Raw genomic sequence first — 14,993 nt, 5'->3', positions numbered from 1 at the left:
GTACGTCGACATCGCACACCGTTCGGCGTTGCTGTACTCGTTCGCGACGCTGCTCACCGCGGTGTTCGTCGAGTCGAGCGCGTGGCCGACGGCGGTGAACCTGGTCGCCGCCGGAGTGCTGGTGGCGTTCTTCGTGACCGCGATCGGCAGCTACATCGTGCACGGTGCACTGCGCGACACCACCAACCAGTTCGAGCGTCCGGACCGGACCACGACCGTCGCGATGACCGCACTCATCGTCGGCGAGATGGGCGGGTTCTCGGTCCTGCTCGCCGGATTCGTGTGGGGCAGTTTCCTCGGCGGGTGACCCGCCGCGACCGTGCCGGTCAGGCCGGCGGCTGCGTCAACGACAGCACGTTGCCGTGCGGGTCGCGGAACCAGGCGACCCGCATGCCGTCCGGGGCCGTCCAGACGTCGTGGTCGTCCTGATCCATACCTTTGTATCGGACGAGGTCGACGCCCTTGTCCCGCAACGCCTCGACGGAGGCGTTGATGTCGGCGACCTGCCAGCCCAGCACCGTGTAACCGGTGTCGGCCCGGGACTGCACCAGCGTCACCCGCACCGGCGTGCCGCCGCCACCGTCGAGCACGAGGGCGAAGTGGTCGCGGGCGATCTTCCGGAATCCGAGCGTGTCGACATAGAACATTTCCGAGACATCGAGATCGGTGCTCGGCACGAAACCCACGAGTTGGCCGCTGATCGTCATGCAATCCACTGTGCTCCCCCGCCTCCGGCACCGGCAACCGAATCACGACATTCACCCGCCGCCCCCTGCCACTGACTAGCATCTGCGGTTATGAGCACCTCGGAGATCGCCACCGTCCTCGCCTGGCACGACGCCGTGAACGACAACGACGTCGAGACACTGCTGGAACTGTCCAGCGACGACATCGTCCTGCCGACGGACGACGACGACGAGGATCAGGGCCTGGACGAGCTCCGGGAATGGGCGACGACGGCCGGCGTGACGCTCACCCCGGGCCGGATGTACGTGCACGGCGGCATCGTCGTCGTCGAGGAGACCGCGACGTGGGCGTCCGCACCGGACGAAGCAGTCGAGGAGGCACTGGCCTTCCGGGTGGTCGACGACCAGGTGGTCTCGGTCTACCGGCACCCGACGCTCGAGCACGCACTCGAAGCGACCCGACTCGGCGAGGCCGACCTGTACGAAGGGTGACCCCCGGCACATCTAACGATCGCTAAAGGTAACCTCACCGGAGACAGGTCCCAACGTCCCGAGTGAGGTTCGCCGAGTGTCCGCTGAAGCTGTTGAGAAGAAGGGTCCGCTCGCGGGTATCCGCGTCGTCGAGTTCGCCGGTCTCGGCCCGGGTCCGCACGCCGCGACCCTGCTCGCCGATCTCGGCGCCGACGTCGTGTGCGTCCAGCGTCCCGGACTGATCCCGCCCGCCGGTCACCGCGACCAGATCCAGCGCGGCCGTACGGTCGTCGAGGCCAACCTCAAGGATCCCGAGCAGGTCGAGAAGGTGCTCGGGCTCATCGAGCGCGCCGACGTCCTGATCGAGGGATTCCGTCCCGGCGTCACCGAGCGCATGGGTCTCGGCCCCGACGTCGCGCTGGCCCGCAACCCGCGTCTGGTCTACGGCCGCATGACCGGCTGGGGTCAGGAAGGCCCTCTGGCCAACGCCGCCGGTCACGACATCAACTACATCTCGCTCACCGGTGTGCTGCACGCGATCGGTCGCGAGGGTGAGCGTCCGGTGCCGCCGCTGAACATGGTCGGCGACTTCGGTGGCGGTTCGATGTTCCTGATCTTCGGCATCCTCTCCGCGCTCGTCGAGCGGCAGACGTCCGGCAAGGGGCAGGTCGTCGACGCGGCGATGGTCGACGGCGCGCTCGCGCTCTCGCACATGATGTGGGCGTTCCGCGGCCGCGGCGTGTGGTCGGACGAGCGGGGCACGAACCTGCTCGACACCGGCGCACCGTTCTACGACGTGTACGAGACCTCGGACGGCAAGTACATGGCGGTCGGGGCGATCGAGCCGCAGTTCTACGCGTTGCTGCTGCAGGGCCTCGGACTCGATGCGGCGAACCTGCCGCAGCAGCTCGACCGGTCGGCCTGGCCCGAGATGAAGAAGCTGTTCACCGAGACGTTCCTCACCAAGACCCGCGACGAGTGGTCGGAGATCTTCCTGGGCACCGATGCCTGTGTGTCCCCGGTCCTGACCTGGGCCGAGGCACCGAACAACGAGCACATCGCCGCCCGCGGCTCGCTCATCGAACTCGACGGGGTCACGCAGCACGCGCCGGCGCCGCGCTTCTCGCGCACGCCTGCGGGTGCGCCCATTCCGCCGGCCGGTGAGGCCACCGACATCGACACCGTCTGGACCTGAGTCGCTAGACCCGATGTACGGACCCCGCCGTGACCGCTGCCTCGAGGAACGAGGCCGGCACGGCGGGCCATCCCGGGCGTGCCCGGTCGGCACGGATGTCGTCGAGGACGCGCCGCGTCACCTCGATCACGTACGGGCCGCCGTCCGGTAGGAGGCGGGCCAGTCCCGCGCGCGCGGCGACGTCGGCCACCGTCACGAGCAGGTCGGCGGCCTCGTCGTCGCGCCCCGCCGCGGCGAGGCACGCCACCAGGAGCCGTTCGGCGAGCAGGGTTCTCCGGGGCCACGCGCCGTCCCGCCACCTCTGCACCCACTCCGAGGCCCACCGGCAGGCGAGGTCGGTGTGCTCGGCGGTGGGGTCGGACAGCAGGAGCCGGATCGCGGTCGCGTCGTCGATCTGCGCCGTCAGCAGGGCGGTTCCGCTTTCGGGTCGGTCGGACCCGTACCGCGCGACCGGTCGCGGCCGGCGCACCGGCGACAGGTCCAACCGGATGCGTTCGTTCTCGACGGCCGCGGCCAGCCGGTCGAGGTGCATGCTCGCGGCCGCGTCGGCGCCGTCGCGCAACCGTTCGGCCGCGATGTCGCGGTTGCCGCGTACCGCGGCGATGCGCGCGCCGACGACGAACCGGGCGATCTTGAAGTCGACGACGCCGCCTTCGGCACCGAGCGCGTAACCGTCGTCGAGCAGTCGCGCCGCCTCGTCGAGTTCGCCTCTCTCGTACAGGAACTCACCGCGAACCGATCCCGCGAGCAGAGCCGCCGACGAGTGCCGGCCGCCGACGCGCCGCGACAGGGCCAGGGCGTCCCGGAAGTGCTCGGCGGCGGTGTCGACGTCGAGCTGTTCGAATGCGGCGAGACCGAGCAGGGTGTGCCCGTGCATCAGGTTGTACGGTCCGGCGTTGAGTTCGTGATACGGCCGCGCGAGTTCCTGCAGGCGACGTGCTTCGTCGAATTCCCCGCGGTACACGGCGTCGAACGTGGCGGTGTTCAGTCCGGTCGAGACCACCACGGACGGGAGGGTCTCGGCCCGGGCCAGGCAGTGTTCGACGATGTCGGCGCTGCGCCCGCTCCGATCGGCGCGCACGTCGATGAGACCGCGGATCACCTCCACCTCCACGACCATGTCCGCGGCTTCCTCGCCCGTGACGGCACCGGACGCCATTCCGCTCTCGACGAGACCGAGTGCCCGCAGTCCCGGCTGCGGGCGGTGGGTGACGACGTTCGCCCACGCGATCGCCAGTTGCAGTCGGGGCCGACGCGTCACTTCCGCCATGGGCAGCTTCTCGACGAGACCGAGCAGAACCGATCCCCGGCCGTTTTCGAGAAGCCGGCGGCCGTTGCGTTCGACGAGGTCGACGGCGCGCTCGTCGTCACCCGTCGCCAGCGCATGGTCGACGGCCTCGATGAGCATGTCGTGTTTCTCGCACCACTGTGAAGCGCTGCGATGCAATTGCAGCAACTGCTCGGGATGATCCCGTTCGAGACGCTGGCGCAGGAACTCGGCGAACAACGGCTGGAACTGGAACCACCTCCCCTCCTGGTCCACGCGGTGCAGGAACAGGTCGCGTTCCTCGATCTCCTCGAGCATCGCCTGCCCGCGCTCGTGCCCGCTGAGTGCGGACGCGAGGCTTCCGCAGGTGCGTTCGGTGACGGCCGCGGTGAGCAGGAAGTCGACGAGTTCCGGTTCCAGCGAGGCCAGGACGTTCTCGGTGAGGAACTCGCCGATGTCGCGGTGACGGCCGGACAGATGGGTGATGAAGTCGTCCGGGTCGTCGAGCCCGCACAGCGACATCGAGGCCAGCTGCAGCGCCGCCGGCCAGCCGTCCGTCGCCGCGGTCAGCGCCGCCACGCGTTCGTCGTCGAGTGCCAGGCAGCACTGGTCCACGAGGAATTCGCGAGCCTCCTGGACGCTGAAACGCAGTTCGTGGAAATCGATTTCGATGAGGTCCTCACGCACCCGCATCCGGCTCATCGGAAGTCCCGCCCGGGTCCGTCCGACGACCATCACCTGCAGATGGCGGCAGCAGTTGTCCAGCAGGAACCCCATCGCCGCGACGGTCGCCCGGTCGGTGACGCGGTGCCAGTCGTCGAGGATGATCACGACTCGTTCCCCGGCCGCGTGGATCCTGTCGATCAGCGAGGTGAGCACATACCTCTCGGCCTCGTCGCCGTGTTCGGCGAGGGTCTGCGTGAGGTCCCCGACCAGTTCCGGGCGGACCTGACGGAACGCTTCGACGAGGTGCGTGAGGAACCACACGACGTTGTTGTCGTCCCGATCGACGTTCAGCCACGCGACCGGGACGCCGCTGTTGTCGAGCACGTAGCGCCACTGCAACGCCAGCATCGTCTTGCCGAAGCCCGGTGGCGCGTGCACGGCGATCAGGCGCCGACGGCGTTCGCCGCCGAGCAGAGCGAGCAGTCTGCGCCGGGCCACGAGCCGGCGGGTCGGCACCGGCGGGCGGAATCGGGTGGCCGGGGCCGGCGGGGTGGTGACCCGGGAGGCCGCTCCGGTGCGCCGGACGCTGCGTCCACTCGTCCCGGTTGTGCTCCCGGACACCAGCGGCTCGTGCGCATGGTCGGAGGCACCGGCGATCGACAACTCGTCGACGACCAGGCCCTGCTGTGCCTGGATTTCGCGCAGTTGCTCACCGAATTCCGCGGCGGTCGCGGGCCGGTCCCGCGGATCGGCCGACATGGCCTGCTCGATCGCCGCGCAGAGGGCGTCGGGCACACCCTCCTCGCGCAGATCCGGGATGGGTTCGGTGCTCACCCGCACGAACTGGGTGACGATCTTCTCGCCGCTGCGGCGTTCGAATGCGGCGTGCCCGGTGAGCGCGCAGAACAGTGTCGCGGCGAGGCTGTAGACATCCGACGCCGGTGTCGGTGTGTGCCCGGCCAGCACCTCGGGTGCGGTGAACGCCGGCGACCCGGTGATCTCGCCGGTCACCGTCTCGAATCCGCCGCGGATCCGCGCGATCCCGAAGTCGGTGAGCTGCGGTTCCCCGAACTCGGTGAGCATGATGTTCGCGGGCTTGACGTCGCGGTGCAGGATGCCGAGCCGGTGGGCGGTCTCGAGCGCCCCGGCCAGCGCGACCCCCAGGTGCAGGGTCTCCTCCCACCCGACCGGGCCGGTGCGGCGGATCCGGGCGTCCAGCGAATCCCGGCGGTGGTACTGCATCACCAGGTACGGCCGACCGGACACGGTGGTCCCGACCTGCATCACGTTGACGATGTGCGGATGCCCGGACAGGCGGCCCATGGCGCGCTGCTCGCGGAGGAAGCGTTCCAGATTGTCCGGCGCGAGGTGCGAGGTCAGAACCTTGACCGCGACCGTCCGGTCGAGCGCGACCTCGTGACAGCGATACACGATTCCGAAACCGCCACGGCCGATTTCGTACGCGTCCACGAATCCGGCAAGGGCGAGTTCCGATGCGACGTCGGCTCCGACGTCGCGCTGCGTGGACAGCGGATCCGGCCCGGACACGGTCGCCCTCGAATCTCGTTCGCAGTGCCGATGCTCAATTCTTCCCGTTGTCATCGAGGATAACGTCAGCGAACGACATGCGGGCCACGGTCCGCTCCCGAACCCGCGACGATCAGACCACCAGGCGGGGTTCGGTGAGGTCACGGCCGATCGCGAGCGCGCGGTAGGCCTCTGCGACCGCCGCGACCCCACGGCGCAGATCGTCGGACTCCCGCGTGTACGGCAGGCGCACGAACCGCTCGAACGCGCCCTGCACCCCGAATCTCGGGCCGGCGACGAGCAGCGCCCCGTGGTTCGGGGCGATCGCGGCCAATGCCGTCGACACCGGCTCGGGCATGCGCACCCACAACGACATGCCGCCTCGCCCCACCGAGCACTCCCACCCCGGCAGGCGTGCCCCGAGTTCCTCGAGCATCACCGCCCGCTGATCCCGCAGCCGGGCGCGGCGCCCGGCGAGCAGGTCGTCGACGTCGGCGAGCAGGTGCGCCGCGGCCAGTTGCTCCATGACCGGGGTACCGAGGTCCACTGCCGTTCTGGCGCCGGTGAGCCGGGTGATCAGGTCGCGGTCGGCTCGGATCCAGCCGACCCGCAGACCACCCCACAGCGACTTGCCGGTCGAGCCGATGGTCACGACCGACTCGCCGTGGCCGAGAGCCTGCGCGTAGGACGCCACCGACGGGGGTGGGGGCGCGTCGAGCCACAGATCCACCATCGTCTCGTCGACGACCACGGTCATGCGGGTCTCGCGGGCGATGCGGGCGAGTTCGGCGCGACCGTCCTCCCCCAGGCACAGCCCGGTCGGGTTGTGGAAGTCGGGGATCAGATAGGCCATGCGCGCCGCGGTCTGGCGGGCGGCGCTACGCAGTCCGTCGGGGTCCCAGCCGCCGTCGGCGCCGCCTTCCGGCCGTACCGGCACCGGGATCGGGCGGGCGCCGTGCCGCCGGATCGCCTCGAGCGCGTTCGGGTAGGTGGGGTGGTCGACGACGACGCGGTCGCCGGGATCGGTGAGCACCCCGAGCAGCAGTCGCAGCGCGTGCTGGGCCCCCGTCGTGACCATGATCTGGTCGACGGTGGTGGGGAGACCGCTCTCGGCGTAGCGCTGCGCGATGACCTCTCGCAGGCTCGGGATGCCGATCGGTTCGACCCCGTGGCCGGTCAGGTAGGCGGGCATCGCCCGCAGCGCCGCCGCGTAGGCGGTTTCGATCTCCGGTCCCGGCGCCGGCATCGACGCGTCGCTCAGGTCGACCACGTCGCCGACGGGTGCGGCGGTTCGGTCCCGGTTCCCCACCGGACGCGATGCGTCGGCCGGTTTCGCGACGACGCTGCGGGCACCCTGCCGGCTGTGGAGGTATCCCTGCTCTCGCAGGACGGTGTACGCGGAGGTGATGGTGGTCCGGCTCAGCGACAGCACGGCCGCGTGCCGCTCGGCGTCGCGCTGCCCAGCGAACGGGAACTCGCGGCCGTCGTGCACGAGCAGACGGATGCCGTCGGCGAGCGCCCGGTACGCGGGGCGCGCGTCGTCCGTGTCCTGCCAGTTGCCCAGGTCCCGCGCCAGGGAGCCTGCGCCGATCGCGCGAATCATCACCGGTCCAGTATGTCAGTCCAGTCGTCACCAGTGGCCATCTGTCGGAGGTCCAGTTCATACTGGGGCGGTGACCGAACCCGGCACCACCGAGACCCGAGAGCCCCTGCACACGTCGTTCGCGTTGTTCGACACCGCGATCGGCACGTGCGCGATCGTCTGGTCGGCGACCGGCGTCGTCGGGATCCAACTGCCCGAACCCGCACCGGAACCGACCCGCGACGAGGTGCGGCGCCGCTTCCCCACCGCCGTCGAGAATTCCCTGCCGCCGGCGATCGCGCCGATCGTCGAGGCGGTGACGGCACATCTGGCCGGAGCCGCCGACGATCTGCGGTGGGTGCCCGTGGACTATCGCGACGTCTCCGAATTCGACTGCGCTGTCTACGAATACACGCGATCCCTCGATCCGGGTTCGACAGCGACCTACGGCGAGGTGGCCGCGGCACTCGGACGACCCGGCGGGGCCCAGGCCGTCGGCCAGGCACTGGGCCGCAATCCGGTTCCGATCGTCGTGCCGTGCCATCGGGTTCTCGCGGCCGGGGGAGCCATCGGCGGGTTCTCGGCGCCGGGCAGCATCGTCACCAAGCGCGAACTCCTCGCCCTCGAACACACACCGGGATTCGACGACCCGACCCTGTTCTGACGATCCCCCGCCTGCTGCTCAGTGCCGCTTGCGCAGCGCCTCTCCCAGTTGCGCACGGTCGGAGACGCCGAGTTTCGTGCAGGCCCGGTAGATGTGCCCTTCGACGGTGCGCACCGACAGGAACAGCCGATCGGCGATCTCCTGGTTGCTGAGCCCGGTCGCCACCATCGTCGCGATCTCCCGTTCCCGCTTGGTGAGCGGAAGCGGCTGTGCCGCATCGAGAATCGCGGGTGTGGTCACGTGGTCGCACTTCTCGGCGATGGTGTTCGCGGCGGCCGCGGCATCGAGCGCCTCGTTCCGGCGGCCCGCGGCCATCGCCGCCTGCGCCGCCTGGGCGTAGGCGTCGGCGGCATCGATCGGAATCCCGATGGACTCGTATTCGCCTGCGATCTCGACGAGTTTGCGGTGGTCCGCCGCCGCGACCGCCGCGGCCTGCGCGGCGGCGAGGGGCACCAGGCGTCCGTCGCAGATCTCGGCCAGTTCGGCGAGCCGCGGTGCGGTGGTGGTGTCGCCGAATCGCATCGCGATGTACAACGCCATGGCCTCGACACCGTACTGTCCACTGGCAGCGGCTTTTTCGGAGACCGAGCGGGCGGTGGCGAGCGCGCGGGACAGTTCGCCGCGGGCCGCGTAGAGCCAGGCGCGAGCGAGCTCGTGCTGCACCGCGTTGAGCAGCAGCGGGCTGTTGCGACGGTCCGCGATCTCGAGCATCGCCTCGGCATCGCCGGTGCGGCCCAGCAGCGAATACGCCACGACCAGTGGTGCGTATGCGGGGAACACCCACGCGATCGCGTTCGTCGGCGGGCCGACGCTCAGCGCCGCGATCGCCTGCTCGAGGCGGCGCGCCGCATCGGCGACCTTCCCGCGCGCCAGTTCGACGAGGGCGACCACGACACTGGCCTGCCCCCACGCGAGATATTCGAGACTGCTTGCGCTGTCGAGGAACTTGCGGGCCCGGCGTTCCGCGGCCTCCAGCTCGCCCGCGAAGAGCTGGGCATTGACCGACGCCACCGCGGGCATGTACCGGAACAGTCCGTCGACCTTGTCGGCGATGGTGTCGTTGCGCGCCGCGGCCGCGCACGCGTCCGAGCTGCGCCCGGCCACCCCGTATCCCCATAGTTGCGCGTAGGTGGCGAATTCGACGGCCCAGGGCAGCAGATCCGGTTCGGCCATGACCGCTTCCGCCTCGGCGAGTCCTTCCTCGAGCCGGTTCCGTGAGACCGCGCAGGTCGCCGTCAGCGCGCGCACCGCCAGTGCCAGCGCGGGATGCTCCACGCGCTCCCGGAGCATTGCGAGGACCTGCTCGGCCGTCGCGACGTCCCCCTTGCCGAAGAACAGGTTGGCGACGCGGGGCATGCCCCACCGCAACAACTGTGCCGGGTCGAGGTCGTCCGGGTCGAATCCGGCCAGCAGCGTTTCGGCCTCGTCGCACCGGCCGAGCCACAGCAGCGTGCGGGCCAGGAGTTGCGCGGCGTCGAAGCCGCCCCCGGCACGCACCGCGGCACGCGCGAAACGCTCACCGAGACCGAAGTCGGCGAGCCGGATCGAGCTGCGCGCCGCCGAGGTCAGCAATTCGATATCGGGTGCGCGGTCGCTCTCGAGCGCGAGTTCGGTGAGCCGGATGTGCGCGGCCGGGGTGGACAGGTCGGAGGACTGCAGCGCCTCGACGAGCGTGCCGCGCAGGCGGCGTGCCGCGGCCCGGCCGACGCCGGCACGGATCACCTCGCTGAACAACGGATGCGCGTAGCGGACCTCGAGCTGCGGGCCGTCCTCGTGGATGCGGATCAGGCCGCGCTTCTCTGCCTCCTCGATGGCGTCCTCGCTCGCGATGGACGCCAGCGTGTCGAGATCGATGGGTTCGCAGAACGCGAGGAGCTGCAGGCAGCGCAGCACATCCTCGGGCAGCTGCTCGATGCGGCCCTCGAGCAGGGCGGCGAGTTCGGAGGTGATCGCCGCGCGCCCGCGGAGCTGCCAGACACCGCGCTTCTCGCGGAGGGTGCCGGCTTCGAGTGCGCCTTCGACGAGATGCCGCAGGAACAGGGCGTTCCCGCCGGACGCCTCCCACATGCGGTCGGCGCTGAGTTCCTCGAGGGTGCCGCCGAGCACCGATTCGATGTACTGGGTGCTCTGCTCGCGGCTGAACGGCGTCAGCTCGAGGTGCTCGAGATAGCCGTCCTTCCACAACGAGGTCACCGCGTCCGGTACCGATTCGCCGGTGCGGACGGTCGCGACGATGTGGGCGACCCCGTCGATGGCGAGCTGGTGCAGGAAGGTCGCCGAGAGCTGGTCGAGCAGGTGCGCGTCGTCGACGCCGATGACGATGCCCGTACCGTCCGCGAGCAGCGCTTCGCGGGCGGCGGCAAGGAAATTGACGGGATCGCGGGAGGTGGCCGATCCCACCAGGTGCGCGAACACACCGAGCGGAATACTGCGCGCGGATTCGGTGCCGGCCACCCAGCGCACCCCACCCGGCAGAGACGCGGTCGCGAACCGCGCGAGAGTGGTCTTGCCGACACCGGCGGCACCGGTCAGCACCACCCCACACGTACCGGCGTCGGCAGTGAGTGCCCGAAGTATGATGTCGAACTCCCCCTGCCGCTGAATCAGCGGCCAAGTCTGACTCATGGCCAGGAGTCTAGTCCCGGCAGGGGGCGCCTACAGCAACTCCGCGAACACCACGAAACCGACTGTTTACCGACGTCAGGCCAGCACGTCGTGGCGCACGATGGTTTCGTCGCGGCCCGGTCCGACACCGATGCACGAGATGCGTGCACCGGACAGCTCTTCGAGCCGCAGCACGTAGTTCTGCGCGTTCTTCGGCAGCTCCTCGAAGGTGCGGCACTGCGAGATGTCCTCCCACCAGCCCGGCATCTCCTCGTAGATCGGCTTGGCGTGGTGGATGTCGGTCTGCGTCATCGGCATGTCGTCGACGCGCACGCCGTCCACCTCGTAGGCGACGCAGATCGGGATGGTGTCCAGGCTCGACAGCACGTCGAGCTTGGTGAGGAAGTAGTCGGTGATGCCGTTGACGCGCGTCGCGTAGCGGGCGATGACCGCGTCGAACCAGCCGGTGCGGCGGGCACGGCCGGTGGTGACACCGACCTCGCCGCCCTGCTTGGCCAGGTACGCGCCGTGGTCGTCGAACAGCTCGGTCGGGAACGGGCCCGAGCCGACGCGGGTCGTGTAGGCCTTGAGGATGCCGAGCACCGTGGTGATCTTGGTGGGGCCGATGCCCGAACCGACCGCCGCGCCACCGGAGGTGGGGTTCGAGGAGGTCACGTACGGGTAGGTGCCGTGGTCGACGTCGAGCAACGTGCCCTGCGAACCCTCGAGCAGGATCGTCTCGCCGCGTTCGAGCGCCCGGTTGAGCTCGAGCCGGGTGTCGGTGATGCGGTGCTTGAACCCTTCGGCCTGGCCGAGCACCTCGTCGACGACCTGCTGCGGGTCGAGAGCCTTGCGGTTGTAGATCTTCGCCAGCACCTGGTTCTTGAACTCGAGGGCCGCCTCGACCTTCTGGGTGAAGATCTTCTCGTCCAGGACGTCGGCGACGCGCACGCCGACGCGGGCGATCTTGTCCTGGTAGCAGGGGCCGATACCGCGACCGGTGGTGCCGATCTTCTTGGCGCCGAGGAACCGTTCGGTGACCTTGTCGATGGCCACGTGGTACGGCATGATCAGGTGCGCGTCGGCGGACAGCAGCAGGCGGGAGGTGTCCACGCCGCGCTCTTCCAGACCGGCGAGCTCGGTGAGCAGCACGCCCGGATCGACGACGACTCCGTTGCCGATCACGTTGGTGACGCCCGGGGTGAGGATGCCCGAGGGGATCAGATGGAGCGCGAACTTGTCACCGTTCGGCAGGACGACGGTGTGGCCGGCGTTGTTGCCGCCCTGGTACCGCACCACCCACTGCAGGCGTCCGCCCAGTAGATCGGTAGCTTTGCCCTTGCCCTCGTCGCCCCACTGGGCGCCGATCAGGACGATTGCCGGCATCTCGCGGTCTCCTAAGCAGGTGTCGATGTGCGGGCGGTCTCTCGCCTGCAGGTCCTGCCGCCACGGGCAGTAGCCGGGACGTCAGTCTAATGGACGGCCGGTTCCCCTTCGTGCCCGGCGTCACCGAAACGCCGCGCACACCCCGCTGGAAGCTTCACTACAGTGGAGTCGACGCCCGGCCACCTGCCCGACCCCGATCAGTTGCGAGGAGCCCTGTTGACACCGGTAGTGCTCAAATGCGGTGAAACACCCGTACCGTTGGCGCTCACGCCGGTGACCGCAGTATCCGCACCCGCTCTGCCGGAGAAGGACGACTTCGAGGACGTGTTCGCCCACCTCGAGGCGGTCGAGGATCCCCGCCTGATCGTGGTGGGCAGCGATGCCGCGTTCGCAGCTACCCTCACCCGGCTCATGCGCACCGACCGCCTCGGTGTGGAGCTGGCGTACGTGCCCGAGAAGCGCACCCCGGCGACCGAGGCCTACGGGTTGCGCACGGGTTCGAAGGCGGCCGCGGTGGCGCTGCAGGGCACGGCCAAGTCGGTCCCGCTGATCCGTGACGACGCGGGGATCGCCCTGGTGGGTCGCGCACTCGTCGAGGGGGAAGGCCCCGATCTCGTCGGGGAGGCCTACGTCGACGACACACGCCTGTTCTCCGGCGAGGTTCCCGGCCTGCGCATCGAGCCGACCGTGACCATGCCCGGGCTGCGGGCGGCCGTCGACCGGCCGCGCTGGTTCGGCGGGTACCGGTGGCTCGAGGGTCGTGCGGTGCAACTCGGCTCTCCCGGCGCCCTGCTGACACGTGACGGGGTCGCGAACCCCCGCGCGGTGAAGCGCTCCACGTTCTACCGGCACGATCAGAACTGGCTGCTGGTGCGCTGACGACGCGCCCTGCCGCAGGCTCGATCCCCTCCCTGCGCAGTAGTCGAAACTTGTTGCCGTAGCAGACCCACCGGACGGCCCGGCGGCACGCGGACACCCCCGTCCCCACCTGGCTTGCAAATTGCATAGCCAGACTCTAACGTTTCTGACTATGGAACAACATAGCCAGGCGGTTCGGCCGGCTACCCGGTTCGCTCCCCTCCTCGTCGCGCTCGCCGGCGCACCGTTCATCGCATCCCTCGACCTGTTCGTCGTCAACATCGCCTTCGGTGAGCTCGCGTCCTCGTTCCCGGATTCGTCGCTCGGCGCCCTCAGCTGGGTCCTCAGCGGGTACGCCGTCGTCTATGCCGCTCTGCTCGTACCCCTCGGCCGCTGGGCCGACCGCATCGGCCGCAAGCGCGGTTTCCTGACCGGGCTGGCGTTGTTCACCGTCGCCAGCGCAGCGTGCGCCCTGAGCCCGACCCTCGAGTTCCTCGTCGCGGCCCGGCTGCTGCAGGCGGTCGGCGCCGCCGCCCTCACCCCCGCGAGCCTCGGTCTGCTCGTCGCCACACTGCCCGCGGATCGGCGCGCCGCCGGCGTCCGCGTCTGGGCCGCGACCGGTGCCGCGGCCGCGGCTCTCGGCCCGGTGGTGGGCGGGCTTCTCGTCGAACTCTCATGGCGCTGGGTGTTTCTCGTCAATGTCCCGATCGGCGTCGCGCTACTGATGTGGTCGTTGCGGACCGTTCCGGAATCGAGGGACGTCGAGGGTATCCGTGACGGAGATCTGCCCGGCGCAGCGCTGCTCGCTGCCGGGGTCGGCGCGGCGGCCTTCGTGCTCGTCGAGGGTCCGGAACGGGGCTGGACCGAGTCGTGGGTCACCACCGCCGGGGCCGTCGCGGTCGTTGCCCTCGGGTTGTTCGTCCGGCGCATCCGAAGCCACCGTGCACCGCTGGTCGATCCCGCGCTGCTGCGGGTGCCCGGGTTCGCATGGTCGAATGTCGCGGCGGTTTCGTTCAGTGCGACGTTCGCGGGCGGACTGCTCGCCACGGTTCTGTGGCTCCAGCAGGTGTGGAGCTACTCGGCGCTGCACACCGGACTCGCGATCGCCCCGGGACCGTTGCTCGTCCCGGTCTTCGCCGCGGCAGGTCAGGTTCTCGCCCGGCGTCTCTCCCCCGGGACCATCGCCGCGGCGGGCAGCGCACTGTGGGGCGCCGGCGCGCTGCTGATCTTGGCGACCGCCACCGTCGAACCCAACTATGCGACCGGGTTGCTGCCCGGCTGGTTGCTCGCCGGCGCCGGGGTGGGCCTGGCGCTGCCCACCATCCTGGCCGCGGCGACCGCGGTTCTGCCGCCGGCACAGGCCGCGACGGGCAGCGCCGTGGTCAATGCGGCCCGCCAGATCGGCACCGTGCTCGGTGTCGCGGCGACCGTCACGGCGTTGTCGGCCGGCGGCATCGCCGGATTCCACCGGGCCTGGTGGGTCGTCGCCGCGATTGCCGTGCTCACCGCGGTCGCCGCTCTGCGAATCACTTCTCCCGCTGCCGTGTCCGCACCCATCGATCAGGAGCCCGTGCGATGACGAGTTCTCCGCTGACCGTCGATCTTCCGTCCTCGTTCGACGCCACGTGGCGCGGGTTCGGGGGCCTGCACGGCGGCCTGGTCGCCGGGATACTGCTCCACGCGAGCGCCGCCGAACTCGACGCCGTACCGGCCGCGATCACCGCCCATTTCTATGCGCCGGTGCCGCCCGGACGGGTCGAGGTGCACGTCGAGTCGCTGCGATCCGGGCGCACGGCGGGCGCCCGCGCCTCGCTCGGGAACGGTGAGGTGACCGGGCTGGTGCGGCTCGTGCGGGATCTCGAACCCACCCGGTGGTCGTCCCCGTCGGTGGTGCCCGAGGTGGATCCGTGGACCCGGCCGGTGCTGGAGATCCCGGTCGACTTCGTGCCGTTCTCGCAGTATCTCGACATCCGCCCGATCAATGCGGCCCGCCCGTTCGGGGGCGGCACGGATCCCACCTTCGAGGTGTGGATCCGGCTGCGACCGGATGTGCTGTTACCGCCGGCGGTTCGCGCCGCGGTGCTGCT

12 protein-coding genes are annotated in these 14,993 nt (G+C 70.1%); 7 read left to right on the top strand and 5 right to left on the bottom strand.

Going from position 1 to position 14,993, the window contains the following annotated elements:
* Window positions 1-307: hypothetical protein (locus tag I0Q12_RS16650; RefSeq protein ID WP_231610826.1), on the top strand; the 307-nt coding region annotated here is incomplete at its 5' end.
* A 19-nt stretch (window positions 308-326) separates the two neighbouring features.
* Here the strand turns inward: I0Q12_RS16650 and I0Q12_RS16645 are convergent.
* A complete protein-coding gene (locus I0Q12_RS16645; protein ID WP_197252954.1) occupies window positions 327-707 on the bottom strand; it encodes a VOC family protein in 381 nt (126 codons plus the stop codon).
* 90 nt (window positions 708-797) lie between these two features.
* Between I0Q12_RS16645 and I0Q12_RS16640 the strand changes: the two genes are divergently transcribed.
* Together I0Q12_RS16640 and I0Q12_RS16635 are read left to right on the top strand one after the other, a co-directional pair.
* Window positions 798-1,178, top strand: a complete 381-nt coding sequence (locus I0Q12_RS16640; protein WP_197252953.1) for a nuclear transport factor 2 family protein — start codon at window positions 798-800, stop codon at window positions 1,176-1,178.
* Window positions 1,179-1,254: 76 nt separating this feature from the next.
* A complete protein-coding gene (locus tag I0Q12_RS16635) occupies window positions 1,255-2,352 on the top strand; it encodes a CaiB/BaiF CoA-transferase family protein (RefSeq protein ID WP_197252952.1) in 1,098 nt (365 codons plus the stop codon).
* A 4-nt stretch (window positions 2,353-2,356) separates the two neighbouring features.
* On the opposite strand, the gene I0Q12_RS16630 is transcribed toward I0Q12_RS16635, so the two are convergent.
* Together I0Q12_RS16630 and I0Q12_RS16625 are read right to left on the bottom strand one after the other, a co-directional pair.
* Window positions 2,357-5,887: a serine/threonine-protein kinase gene (locus I0Q12_RS16630; RefSeq protein ID WP_231610824.1), complete on the bottom strand. Its 3,531-nt coding sequence runs from the start codon at window positions 5,885-5,887 to the stop codon at window positions 2,357-2,359.
* A gap of 58 nt (window positions 5,888-5,945) precedes the next feature.
* Window positions 5,946-7,418, bottom strand: coding sequence for a PLP-dependent aminotransferase family protein (locus I0Q12_RS16625; protein ID WP_197252950.1), 1,473 nt, complete (start codon window positions 7,416-7,418; stop codon window positions 5,946-5,948).
* A gap of 103 nt (window positions 7,419-7,521) precedes the next feature.
* Here I0Q12_RS16625 and I0Q12_RS16620 point away from each other — a divergent pair, with 103 nt between their 5' ends.
* The gene (locus I0Q12_RS16620) at window positions 7,522-8,058 is read left to right on the top strand and encodes a methylated-DNA--[protein]-cysteine S-methyltransferase (RefSeq protein ID WP_231610829.1); all 537 of its coding nucleotides are present in this window, start codon (window positions 7,522-7,524) and stop codon (window positions 8,056-8,058) included.
* A gap of 18 nt (window positions 8,059-8,076) precedes the next feature.
* On the opposite strand, the gene I0Q12_RS16615 is transcribed toward I0Q12_RS16620, so the two are convergent.
* Both I0Q12_RS16615 and I0Q12_RS16610 read right to left on the bottom strand, forming a co-directional pair.
* Window positions 8,077-10,683, bottom strand: a complete 2,607-nt coding sequence (locus I0Q12_RS16615; protein ID WP_197252948.1) for a LuxR C-terminal-related transcriptional regulator — start codon at window positions 10,681-10,683, stop codon at window positions 8,077-8,079.
* A gap of 75 nt (window positions 10,684-10,758) precedes the next feature.
* Complete coding sequence (locus I0Q12_RS16610) at window positions 10,759-12,048, bottom strand: adenylosuccinate synthase (RefSeq protein ID WP_197252947.1); 1,290 nt, start codon at window positions 12,046-12,048, stop codon at window positions 10,759-10,761.
* A gap of 228 nt (window positions 12,049-12,276) precedes the next feature.
* On the opposite strand from I0Q12_RS16610, the gene I0Q12_RS16605 reads away from it, so the two are divergent.
* The 3 genes from I0Q12_RS16605 to I0Q12_RS16595 form a co-directional block, all read left to right on the top strand.
* Window positions 12,277-12,927, top strand: coding sequence for a hypothetical protein (locus tag I0Q12_RS16605; protein ID WP_197252957.1), 651 nt, complete (start codon window positions 12,277-12,279; stop codon window positions 12,925-12,927).
* 151 nt (window positions 12,928-13,078) lie between these two features.
* Window positions 13,079-14,485 carry an MFS transporter gene (locus tag I0Q12_RS16600; RefSeq protein ID WP_197252946.1) on the top strand — a complete coding sequence of 469 codons (1,407 nt, stop codon included), beginning with the start codon at window positions 13,079-13,081 and terminating at the stop codon, window positions 14,483-14,485.
* The coding region (locus I0Q12_RS16595) for an acyl-CoA thioesterase domain-containing protein (protein ID WP_197252945.1) at window positions 14,482-14,993 on the top strand (512 nt) is incomplete at its 3' end. The genes I0Q12_RS16600 and I0Q12_RS16595, both read left to right, overlap by 4 nt.

The organism is Rhodococcus sp. CX (genome assembly GCF_015865005.1).
Lineage (GTDB): Bacteria > Actinomycetota > Actinomycetes > Mycobacteriales > Mycobacteriaceae > Rhodococcus.
The sequence above is the reverse complement of the archived record's forward strand: the minus strand, read 5'-3'. Positions and strand labels throughout refer to the sequence as shown.